Raw genomic sequence first — 11,125 nt, 5'->3', positions numbered from 1 at the left:
CCGGTCTCAGGGCTCGCGTACTTGAGCGCTCCGCTGGAGGTGCCGCACGGCGGCGTCGGCGGTCCGCGGAGCTGCCATGGCCGGTTCGTGGTCACGGGTTGGTGGGCCGAGGTCCGCTGGTCCGGTCTCAGGTCTCGCGCACGTAGTCGGTGGTCAGGACCAGGTCCTTCGCCGGGCCGCCGACCCGCCACACCGTCCGCCAGTGGTCGGCGTCCCGGACGGTGAACTCGCCCCGGTAGAGGTCGGCCGCGCACGGGTGGTCGGCCACATATCGTCCCGACGTCAGGTCCAGGTCGTGGAAGGGCCGCCCGTCGGCGAACCGCACGTCCGCCGTGCCCGGCCGCGGCCCCGGCAGGAACCGCAGCGTCCGCTCGGCGGGCCGCGCCACCCCCTGCCAGGTGAACGTCCCCGACTCCTCGTGCAGCAGGCCGCCCCCGGCCAGCGTCCGGAACACCGTGGCCCCCTCGAACCACCCTTCGTCCCCGCTCGCCAGATCCCGCACGCCCCGCTCGACCCGCCACCGCCCGAGCAGGTGCGCGAGCACATCGGCCACCGGCCAGAAATCACCCACGGTCATGCCTTCGGTCATGTCTTCTTCGGACGGGGGGAGCCGGTCGGTGCCTTGCGCTCGGCCTGCTGCCGGATCTCGTGGTGCGAGGCGTGGCCGGTCGCCCGGAACGCCTCCTCGTACGCGGCGAGCGCCCCACTCAGCCCGCCACCCGCCGAGCCCCGCCGCCGGATGTACCGCGCGAGCCAGGCGAGAGCCGCGAGGACGGCGGCGAACCCGGCGAGCACGATCAGGTACGGCAGCGGCGTCTGCATGCGCCGACTTTACGCCCGCCACGGCACCCGTCCCGGAGCCGGCCGACGTCCGCCCCATTGACGCAGAACAACGACCGCTACGACTCCTACGACAGAAGCGGGCCCAAGGTCTTCCTCGGCGAGTACGCCTCCGGCGGCAACGCCTTCAAGAACGGTCTCGCCGAGGCGGCCTACATGACCGGCCTCGAACGCAACGCGGACGTCGTCAAACTGGCCTCCTACGCCCCGCTGTTCGCCAACGAGGACTACGTCCAGTGGAGCCCGGACATGGTGTGGTTCAACAACCACGCCTCCTGGGGCTCGGCGAACTACGAGGTCCAGAAGCTGTTCCTGAACAACGTCGGCGACCGGGTCGTCCCCTCCGCGGCCACCGGCACCCCCTCCCTCGTCGCCCCGATCACCGGCGCCGTCGGCCTGGAACACCAGTGCCGCGTACGACGACGTCAAGGTGACGGACGCCGACGGGAACACACTGCTCAGCGACGACTTCTCCGGTGACGCGTCACAGTGGACCCACACAGGCAGCGGCAGCTGGACCGTCCAGGGCGGGCAGTACGTCGAGACCTCGGACACCGCCGAGAACACCATGGTCTCCGCCGGTGACACCGCCTGGCACGACTACGACCTGCACGTGAAGGCCACCAGGAAGTCCGGCAAGGAGGGCTTCCTCGTCGCCTTCGGCGTCAAGGACACCGGCACCTACTACTGGTGGAACATCGGCGGCTGGAACAACACCCAGACCGCGGTCGAGCAGGCCGTGGACGGCGGCAAGTCGACGCTGATCGCCAAGGCGGGCTCGGTGGAGACCGGCCGGACCTACGACGTCGGCATCAAGGTCCGGGGAGGCAGGTCACCCTCTCCCTCGACGGGCAGGAGTGGGGCAGCTTCACCGACGACAAGCCGGCCGAGCCGTTCCGGCAGGTCGTCACCGAGGACAGCAAGACCGGCGACCTGATCGTCAAGGTCGTCAACGCCCAGTCCTCGCCGGCCCGTACGGCCGTCGACCTCGGTGGCGCCAAGGTGTCCAGGAAGGCCGAGGTGACCACGCTCGCGGCCGCGCCGGACGCGGTGAACACCGAGACGTCCACCGCGGTCGCCCCGGTCACGTCCACCTTCACCGGAGTCGCCGACAGGTTCATGTACACCTTCCCGGCGAACTCCGTCACCTTCCTGCGGATCAGGCAGAAGTAGCCTCCTGCGTGGGCTGGTGCCCGACCGGCAGCAGCCCACGCTCGGCGAAGACCTTCTTGGCGACCACGGTGGCGTTGAGCGCCTTGGGGAAACCGCAGTACCCGGCGGAGTGCAGCAAAGCCTCGACGATCTCCTGGGGCGTGAGTCCCGCGTTGAGGGAGAAGTTGATGTGCACCTCCAGCTGGGGCTCGCAGCCGCCGAGCGCGGTGAGCATCCCCAGGGTCACCAGCTGCCGGTCACGCGGCACCAGCTCGGGCCGGGAGTAGATCTCCCCGAAGCCCCAGGCGACGACCTGGTGGCCCAGCTCGGGGCTGATGTCGGCCAGCGACTCCAGGACCCGCTCCCCGAGCCCGCCGTCGACCTGGCTCATGACCTCCAGCCCACGGGCGAAACGCTCGTCACGGGTGGTGCTCTCGCTCATCTCGGCTCCTGTGTCCATGGCGAGAACGCTAGGAGCTGGAGTGCGCTCCAGGTCAAGCCGCGGCTCGCGTGGCGCCACTGGTCAGGACATTCTGACCGGGTTCGCAACGGCGAGTTAACCTGCGGCTCATATCCTGGAAATCTGCTGTTTCCGTCGAAGTAATGAATTACTTCTACACGCGTACACACATTCGGAATTCGACTTATTACTTCACAGGCGAGGCACAACCATCAGGAACCTGTACCCGTCTAAGTCGGCGAAACACCGACCAGCGGGGAGTAACAACCCCCGTTTTTCTCTGGGGGCCGCACAGCATGAATCGCACGACCCTGACCGGGCACGAACAGGGGGTGAAACCGGCGGGGAGCGAAGAGCGGAAGACCGGACCCGCGCGACGGCTGAACGCCGATCCGCGCCGGGCGGCCGCCCTGCTCGCGGCGCTCCTCACCACCGTCGCGTTCTGTGCGGCCGACGTGGTGGCCCGCAGCTACCCCTTCGGCTCCCACACCCGCAGCGTCAACGACCTCGGCAACCAGTACGTGCCCTTCCACGCCCACCTGTGGGACCTGCTGCACGGCAGGGCCGACGGCGGGATCGTCTTCAACTGGCAGTCCGGCTACGGCTCCAGCTTCCTGCCGGACATCGGCACCTATGTCAGCAGCCCGTTCGCCCTGCTGGTCGGGGTGTTCCCGCGTGACGAGATCGACCTCGCGGTGTATGTGATCACCGTGCTGAAGACGGCGACCGCCGGAGCCGCCATGGCCTGGCTGCTGCTCAGCCTGCGCCGCGGCCGCTGGTGGGCGGCCGGGATCCTGGGTGCCTCCTACGCCCTGTGCGGCTGGAGCCTGGCCCTCGCCTCGTTCAACCCGATGTGGCTCGACGGGCTGATCGCGCTGCCGCTGCTCTGCCTGGTCGGCGAGTGGGCCATGGCCGGCCGGCGCCCGCTGCTCAGCGTGCTGATCGTGGCGGTCGCCTGGACCGCCAACTTCTACACCGCCTACATGGCCACCCTCGGCGCCGCCCTCGTGCTGCTGCTCCGGCTGGTGCTCGCCGAGCTGCCGTGGCGGCGCGCACTGGCCGTGGCCGGCCGGGCCGCGGTCGTCGTCGGGCTCGGGATCGGCCTGGCCGCGCCGCTGGTGATCGTCGTCTACTCCGGCACCAAGCACGCCTACCCGGGCCGCGAGGGCCACTTCGCCCCGGTCGGCGCCGACGACCTGTTCGCCCGGCTGCTGCCGACCACCTACAGCTACAGCTCGCCGGCCCTCTACGTCGGCATCACCGCGCTGGTGCTCGCCCTGGCCCTGCCCTTCCACCGCAAGGTCCCGGCCCGGGTACGGGCGGGCTGGACGGTGCTGGTGCTCGCCGTGGGTCTGTCGTTGCAGTGGGCGCCGACCAGCCTGGCCTGGCACGCCTTCGCCGCCCCGAACGGCAGCTCCTACCGGCAGGCCTTCGTGTTCTGCGCCCTGCTGGTGATAGCGGCTTGGCATGCCCTTGCCTACGGGCTGCCGGACCGGCGCGCCCTGGGCGCCGCCACCGTGCTCCTGGTCCTGATCGCCGCCGTCGCCGGCCGCAGCACCCTGACCCAGAAGCATTCCCACCACACCTGGCCGGTGGTGCTGCTCGCGGTCGCGGGCGCCCTCGGCGGGCTCGCGCTCCTGAGTCGCGGGGACGGCAGGCCCGCGCTTGCCGGAGTCGCCGCCGTACTGCTGATCGGCGCCCAGTTCGGCGAGGCCGCCGCCACCTCTGCCGTGGCCGACCATATGCGTCTCAACCAGATGGACGACTACGCACCCTGGGGAGACCGCCAGCAGCGGGAGGCGGACGCCGTCGCCCAGGCCGACGCCTGGCCGAAGTACCGCACCGAACCCGGCCGCAACCAGACCGTAGCCAACGACCCGATGATGGTCGGCGGCCAGGGCTCCCAGTACTACAGCAGCCTCACCTCCGACGTCCTCAGCCGCACCCTCACCGCGCTCGGCGACGGCTGGACCTCGCGCGGCCGCAGCCTGCAGAGCCTCGACAACCCGGTCACCGACGCGGTCTTCTCGGTGGGCGCCCGGGTGCACAACCCGCCGGACCCGCACCAGAAGTGGCTGCCCCAGGGCGGCGGCCCGGTGACCGTCACCCGCGAGGACGTCCCGCCGCTGGTGACCGTGCGGCCCGCCGCCTCGCGCACCACCCCGGCCGCCTTCGGCCCCTCGCCGTACCGCAACCAGGAACTGCTGCTCGGCACCCGCGTCTACACCCTGCCCCGCACCACCCTCAGTGGTGAGCGGAAGGGCGACGAGGTGCGGGGGCTGCTGGTCGACGGAGCGCAGACGCTCACCGCGCGGTGCCGGGCCGGAAGCGAGGCGTTCCTGTGGGCGCCGCAGTACTCCGGTACGGCACAACTCGCCGGCGGCGGCGAGCAGCAGCTCTACCGGTCCGACGCCGAGGGCACGAAGATCGCCGCGATGCAGCCGCTCGGCACGGTACGCGCCTCGGGGCAGGTACGAATCGACCTGTTGCCCAACCGGCTGAGCCGCGTCCCGGCGCAGGGCGCCGTCGGCTGCCTCGACACCGCGAAACTGCGCAGTGCCGTACAGCAGTTGAAGTCCACGGGCGCGACCGAGGTGACCGTCTCCGACGGCACCCTGCACGCCCGGCTTCCCGCCGGCAGCAGGGGAACCGCCGTCGTGGCCGCCCCACGGATCGCCGGCTGGCGCTGCTCCGCCGGGGGCGACGAGGTCGCGGCGAGCGAGTTCCACGGCCTGATCGCCGTCCCGCTGCACGGCTCCGCCACCAGCCTCACCTGCACCTTCCACCCACCCGGGCTGCGCCTGGGTACCGCCGTCGGCGGCGCCTCGCTGCTGACCCTGATCCTGCTCGGCACCCTCTCGGCCGTACGCCGCAGAACCGCCATCCGATCCGGCGAGCGCACGACCACCGCTCACTGACCCGTCCCCAGGGGGAGAAACCCATGCTGATATCGATCGTCGCGCCCTGCTACAACGAGGAAGACGTCATCGAGCGCTTCCACGAGCAGGTCCAGAAGATCGCCAACGAGCTCCTGCCGCTCGGTCACGACATGGAGTTCGTGTACGTCGACGACGGCAGCCGCGACAAGACGCTGACCCTCCTCAGCCAGCTCGCCGACGGCGACTCGCGCGTCCGGTATGTCTCCTTCAGTCGCAACTTCGGCAAGGAGGCCGCCCTGCTCGCCGGTCTGAAGCACGCCACCGGCGACTCCGTGATCGTCATGGACGCCGACCTCCAGCACCCGCCGTCGCTCATCAAGCGGATGGTCGAACTGCGCGGCGAGGGCTACGACCAGGTCATCGCCAAGCGCACCCGGCAGGGCGACCGCTTCACCCGCACCCTCACCGCCCGCCTCTACTACCGGCTCATCAACGGGCTCGTCGACGTCGAACTCGTCGACGGCGTGGGCGACTTCCGGCTGATGTCGCGCCGGGTGGTGGACGCCGTCGTGGACCTCACCGAGTACAACCGGTTCTCCAAGGGCCTGTTCGCCTGGGTCGGCTTCCCCAGCACCACCTTCGAGTACGAGAACGCGGTACGCGAACACGGCTCCAGCTCCTGGTCGTTCCGCAGCCTGCTCAACTACGGCCTCGACGGGCTGCTCTCCTTCAACAACCGCCCGCTGCGCGCCGCGCTCTACCTCGGCATGACCCTGCTGGCCCTGGCCGGTGTGTACACGGCGTGGATCGTCGGCGGAGCGATGATCCACGGCGTCCAGACGCCGGGCTATGTCACCATCATCACAGCCGTCACCGCCCTGGCCGGCGTGCAGATGATCATGCTCGGGGTCATCGGTGAGTACACCGGCCGGATCTACTACGAGGTCAAGGGGCGCCCGCACTTCCTGGTGAAGGCGACGAACGTGGACCGAACGGAAGACCGCACCCGCGGCACGACGAAGGACCTCATCCCCTGATGCCGAACGCCTTGACCACCGGACCCACCCGCCCGATATCCGGGCAGATCATCACCTTCGCGGTGATCGGGGTCATCAACACGGCGACGTACTACGGTCTCTACCTGCTGTTCCTGATGTATTTGCCGTATCTCGCCGCTCATATTCTCGCTTTCCTGCTGAGCATGATCGGTTCGTTCTTTCTCAATGCGAAGTTCACCTACCGAATACGTCCCACCTGGCGGAAATTCCTGCTGTTCCCGCTGACCAACGCGACGAATTTCGTGATCACCACGGTGGGGGTCTATGTGATCGTCGACGTACTGCACGCCGGCAGCCGGTTCGCTCCGCTGCTGGCGTCGGCCGCGGCGATTCCGGTGACTTTCGTGGTGTCGCGCTGGGTCATGCTGCCGAAGGTGGAGGCCGCATAGGTTGCATACGGCGTTGCATAAACGTGCAGCGAACCGTATAGTCATGCCATCTGGAGGAGGATGGACATGGCGGTACGTGCGGCGGTTGCCGGAGCGAGCGGATACGCGGGCGGAGAGGTCCTGCGGCTGCTCCTCGCGCACCCCGAGGTCGAGATCGGTGCCCTGACCGGCAACTCCAACGCGGGGCAGCGCCTGGGCGCGCTCCAGCCACATCTGCTGCCGCTGGCCGACCGTGTGCTGGCGGAGACGACCGCCGACGCCCTCGCCGGGCACGATGTCGTCTTCCTCGCCCTGCCCCACGGCCAGTCCGCCGCCGTCGCCGAGCGGCTCGGCCCGGACGTCCTCGTCGTCGACATGGGCGCCGACTTCCGTCTCGAGGACCCGGCCGACTGGGAGCGCTACTACGGCTCCCCGCACGCCGGCACCTGGCCCTACGGCCTCCCCGAACTGCCGGGTGCCCGCGCCTCGCTGGAGGGGTCCAAGCGCATCGCGGTACCCGGTTGCTACCCCACCGCCGTCTCCCTCGCCCTGTACCCGGCCTACGCGGCCCAGATCGCCGAGCCCGAGGCGGTGATCGTCGCCGCGTCCGGCACCTCCGGCGCGGGCAAGGCGGCCAAGCCGCACCTGCTGGGCAGCGAGGTCATGGGGTCCATGTCGCCGTACGGCGTCGGCGGCGGCCACCGGCACACCCCCGAGATGATCCAGAACCTCAGCGCGGTGGCGGGGGAGCGGATCGCCGTCTCCTTCACACCGACGCTCGCGCCGATGCCCCGGGGCATCCTCGCCACGTGCAGCGCCGCGGCGAAGAGCGGGGTGAACGCCGAGTCCGTCCGGGGCGCCTACGAGAAGGCCTACGCCGACGAGCCCTTCGTCCACCTGCTCCCCGAGGGCCAGTGGCCCGCCACGGCGTCCGTCTACGGTTCCAACGCCGTTCAGGTGCAGGTCGCATACGACGAGGCGGTGGGCCGCATCATCGCGATCAGCGCCATCGACAACCTGACCAAGGGCACCGCGGGCGGTGCCGTCCAGAGCATGAACCTCGCCCTGGGTCTCGCCGAGACCACCGGGCTGACCACGATCGGAGTTGCGCCGTGAGCGTGACGGCAGCGAAGGGATTCACGGCCGCGGGCATCGCGGCCGGGATCAAGGAGAACGGCAACCCCGACCTGGCCCTCGTGGTCAACAACGGGCCCCGCCGTGCCGCCGCGGGCGTCTTCACCTCCAACCGCGTGAAGGCCGCGCCGGTCCTGTGGTCCGAGCAGGTACTCAAGAGCGGCCAGGTCTCGGCCGTCGTCCTCAACTCCGGCGGCGCCAACGCCTGCACCGGCCCCAAGGGCTTCCAGGACACCCACGCGACGGCGGAGAAGGCCGCCGAGGTGCTCGGGCGCGGTGCCATCGAGGTCGCCGTCTGCTCGACCGGTCTGATCGGCGTCCTGCTCCCCATGGACAAGCTGCTCCCAGGCGTCGACACCGCCGCCGCCCAGCTGTCCGAGCACGGCGGCGAGAAGGCCGCGATCGCCATCAAGACCACCGACACCGTGCACAAGACGTCCGTGGTGACGAAGGACGGCTGGACCGTCGGCGGCATGGCCAAGGGCGCCGGCATGCTCGCGCCCGGCCTCGCCACCATGCTGGTCGTGCTCACCACGGACGCGGTCGCCGAGAGCGAGATCCTGGACAAGGCGCTCCGGGCCGCCACCCGTACCACCTTCGACCGCGTCGACTCCGACGGCTGCATGTCCACCAACGACACCGTGCTGCTGCTCGCCTCCGGATCCTCCGGGGTCACCCCCGGGTACGAGGAGTTCGCCGAGGCCGTACGGGCCGTCTGCGACGACCTCGGCCAGCAGCTGATCCGGGACGCCGAGGGCGCCAGCAAGGACATCAGGGTCGAGGTGGTCAACGCGGCCAGCGAGGACGACGCCGTCGAGGTGGGCCGTTCCATCGCCCGCAACAACCTCCTCAAGTGCGCCATCCACGGCGAGGACCCCAACTGGGGCCGCGTGCTCTCCGCGATCGGCACCACCAGGGCCGCCTTCGAGCCCGACCGGCTCAACGTCGCCATCAACGGCGTCTGGGTGTGCAAGAACGGCGGAGTCGGCGAGGACCGCGAGAAGGTCGACATGCGCTACCGCGAGGTGCACATCGTCGCCGACCTCGCCGCGGGCGAGGAGACCGCCACCATCTGGACCAACGATCTGACCGCCGACTACGTCCACGAGAACAGCGCCTATTCGTCATGAGCACTACGCGTAAGCACACCGCGCTGCCCAAGGCCCAGATCCTCATCGAGGCCCTGCCGTGGCTGACCCGGCACAACGGCAAGACCGTCGTCATCAAGTTCGGCGGCAACGCCATGATCGACGAGGACCTGAAGGCCGCGTTCGCCCAGGACGTCGTCTTCCTGCACCACGCCGGCCTCAAGCCGGTCGTCGTGCACGGCGGCGGCCCGCAGATCAGCGCCGCCCTCGACCGGCACGGCATCGTCAGCGAGTTCAAGGCGGGGCTCCGGGTCACCACCGAGGACGCCATGGACGTCGTACGGATGGTGCTGGCCGGACAGGTGCAGCGCGAGCTGGTGAACCTGCTCAACCAGCACGGCCCGCTGGCCGTCGGGCTGACCGGCGAGGACGCCCACACCATCACCGCCACCAAGCACCGGCCCGAGATCGACGGCGAGCTCGTCGACATCGGCCGGGTCGGCGAGATCACCGCGATCGACACGGGCGCGATCCAGGCCCTGCTCGCCGACGGCCGGATCCCGGTCGTCTCCTCGATCGCCCGCTCCCAGGACGACGGACATGTCTACAACGTCAATGCTGATACGGCGGCTGCGGCACTCGCTGCTGCGCTGGGCGCCGAGACTCTCATGGTCCTCACCGACGTCGAGGGCCTTTACGAGGACTGGCCGAACTCCGACGAGGTGATCAGCCGTCTCACCGCTTCCCAACTGGAGAAGCTGCTGCCGGAGCTGAGCTCCGGCATGGTGCCGAAGATGGAGGGCTGTCTGCACGCCGTACGCAACGGCGTCACCACCGCCCGCGTCATCGACGGCCGGGTCCAGCACTCGATCCTGCTGGAGATCTTCACCGACGAAGGCATCGGCACGATGGTCGTGCCCGACGAGCGACAGGGGGAACAGCCATGAGCAACCGGGAGCTGACCACGCGGTGGCAGGGCGCGCTCATGAACAACTACGGCACCCCGCGGCTGCCCCTGGTACGCGGCGAGGGCGTCAAGGTCTGGGACACCGAGGACCGCCGGTACTACGACTTCGTCGGCGGTATCGCCACCAACGCGCTCGGCCACGCCCACCCCGCGGTCGTCGAGGCCGTGAGCCGGCAGATCGCCTCCCTCGGCCACATCTCCAACTTCTTCATGGCCGAGCCCACCGTCACCCTCGCCGAACGGCTGCTCCAGCTCTTCGGCCGGGAGGGCAGGGTCTTCTTCTGCAACTCCGGCGCCGAGGCCAACGAGGCCGCCTTCAAGATCGGCCGGCTGACCGGGCGCACCCACATGGTCGCCACCGACGGCGGCTTCCACGGCCGTACGATGGGCGCCCTCGCGCTCACCGGGCAGCCCGCCAAGCAGGACCCGTTCCGCCCGCTGCCCGCCGACGTCACCCACGTGCCCTACGGCGACGCCCAGGCCCTGGCCGCCGCCGTCTCCGAGAACACCGCGCTGGTCGTCATCGAGCCCGTCCAGGGCGAGAACGGCGTGGTCGTACCCCCGGCCGGCTATCTCAAGGCGGCCCGTGCGATCACCGCCGCCACCGGCGCACTGCTCGTCCTGGACGAGGTGCAGACCGGTATCGGCCGCACCGGCACCTGGTTCGAGTACCAGGCCCACGAGGGCGTGCTGCCCGATGTCGTCACCCTCGCCAAGCAGCTGGGCGGCGGACTGCCGCTCGGCGCGACCGTGGCCTTCGGCCGCGCCGCCGAACTCCTCCAGCCGGGCCACCACGGCACGACCTTCGGCGGCAACCCGGTCGCCTGCGCCGCCGGGCTCGCCGTCCTCGACACCATCGAGAACGAGGGGTTGCTGGAGAACGTCAAGCGGCAGAGCGAGAAGTTGCGGGACGGAATCGAGGGTCTCGGCCACCGGTTGATCGATTATGTCCGGGGGGCGGGCCTCCTCCTGGGTATCGTGCTCACCGAGCCGCTGGCCGTACAGGTGCAGCAGGCGGCTCAGGAGGCCGGGTTCCTGGTGAACGCGCCCGCCCCGGACGTCGTTCGGCTGATGCCCCCGCTGAACCTCCGCGACGACGAGGCGGACGCGCTGCTGCGGGCCCTGCCCGGCATCCTCGACGCAGCGAGCGGGGACGGACGATCCGGAGAATGAGACGAC

At 70.0% G+C, this 11,125-nt stretch carries 10 protein-coding genes and 1 pseudogene; 8 read left to right on the top strand and 3 right to left on the bottom strand.

Annotation, left to right across the window (positions count from 1 at the left end; translation table 11 throughout):
• Positions 1-127: 127 nt before the first annotated feature.
• Together ABTY98_RS07695 and ABTY98_RS07690 are read right to left on the bottom strand one after the other, a co-directional pair.
• Positions 128-571, bottom strand: a complete 444-nt coding sequence (locus ABTY98_RS07695; RefSeq protein WP_352220193.1) for a DUF6314 family protein — start codon at positions 569-571, stop codon at positions 128-130.
• A gap of 14 nt (positions 572-585) precedes the next feature.
• Positions 586-822: a hypothetical protein gene (locus tag ABTY98_RS07690; protein WP_352219966.1), complete on the bottom strand. Its 237-nt coding sequence runs from the start codon at positions 820-822 to the stop codon at positions 586-588.
• 63 nt (positions 823-885) lie between these two features.
• Between ABTY98_RS07690 and ABTY98_RS07685 the strand changes: the two are divergent.
• A pseudogene (locus tag ABTY98_RS07685) lies at positions 886-2,013 on the top strand (alpha-L-arabinofuranosidase C-terminal domain-containing protein); the annotation flags it as partial.
• On the opposite strand, the gene ABTY98_RS07680 reads toward ABTY98_RS07685, so the two are convergent.
• Positions 2,000-2,434 (bottom strand): carboxymuconolactone decarboxylase family protein, encoded by a 435-nt coding sequence (locus tag ABTY98_RS07680; RefSeq protein ID WP_352220192.1) that lies wholly within the window; start codon positions 2,432-2,434, stop codon positions 2,000-2,002. The pseudogene ABTY98_RS07685 and the gene ABTY98_RS07680 overlap by 14 nt on opposite strands.
• A gap of 314 nt (positions 2,435-2,748) precedes the next feature.
• Here ABTY98_RS07680 and ABTY98_RS07675 point away from each other — a divergent pair, with 314 nt between their 5' ends.
• The 7 genes from ABTY98_RS07675 (at position 2,749) to ABTY98_RS07645 (ending at position 11,119) form a co-directional block, all read left to right on the top strand.
• Positions 2,749-5,370, top strand: coding sequence for a YfhO family protein (locus ABTY98_RS07675; RefSeq protein WP_352219965.1), 2,622 nt, complete (start codon positions 2,749-2,751; stop codon positions 5,368-5,370).
• Positions 5,371-5,393: 23 nt separating this feature from the next.
• Positions 5,394-6,368, top strand: coding sequence for a glycosyltransferase family 2 protein (locus tag ABTY98_RS07670; RefSeq protein ID WP_352219964.1), 975 nt, complete (start codon positions 5,394-5,396; stop codon positions 6,366-6,368).
• Positions 6,368-6,778: a GtrA family protein gene (locus ABTY98_RS07665; RefSeq protein ID WP_352219963.1), complete on the top strand. Its 411-nt coding sequence runs from the start codon at positions 6,368-6,370 to the stop codon at positions 6,776-6,778. The genes ABTY98_RS07670 and ABTY98_RS07665 overlap by 1 nt, the downstream gene beginning before the upstream one ends.
• Positions 6,779-6,844: 66 nt before the next feature.
• On the top strand, positions 6,845-7,873 hold the full coding sequence (argC, locus tag ABTY98_RS07660) for an N-acetyl-gamma-glutamyl-phosphate reductase (protein WP_352219962.1): 1,029 nt from the start codon (positions 6,845-6,847) through the stop codon (positions 7,871-7,873).
• Positions 7,870-9,021 (top strand): bifunctional glutamate N-acetyltransferase/amino-acid acetyltransferase ArgJ, encoded by a 1,152-nt coding sequence (argJ, locus tag ABTY98_RS07655; protein WP_352219961.1) that lies wholly within the window; start codon positions 7,870-7,872, stop codon positions 9,019-9,021. The genes argC and argJ overlap by 4 nt, the downstream gene beginning before the upstream one ends.
• On the top strand, positions 9,018-9,926 hold the full coding sequence (gene argB / locus ABTY98_RS07650; RefSeq protein ID WP_352219960.1) for an acetylglutamate kinase: 909 nt from the start codon (positions 9,018-9,020) through the stop codon (positions 9,924-9,926). The genes argJ and argB overlap by 4 nt, the downstream gene beginning before the upstream one ends.
• Complete coding sequence (locus ABTY98_RS07645; RefSeq protein WP_352219959.1) at positions 9,923-11,119, top strand: acetylornithine transaminase; 1,197 nt, start codon at positions 9,923-9,925, stop codon at positions 11,117-11,119. Before argB ends, ABTY98_RS07645 begins: the two co-directional genes overlap by 4 nt.
• Positions 11,120-11,125: the final 6 nt, after the last annotated feature.

It is taken from the genome of Streptomyces sp. NPDC096040, assembly GCF_040303265.1.
Lineage (GTDB): Bacteria > Actinomycetota > Actinomycetes > Streptomycetales > Streptomycetaceae > Streptomyces.
Note: the sequence above shows the minus strand (reverse complement) of the source record. Positions and strands in the feature narration are given on the sequence as shown.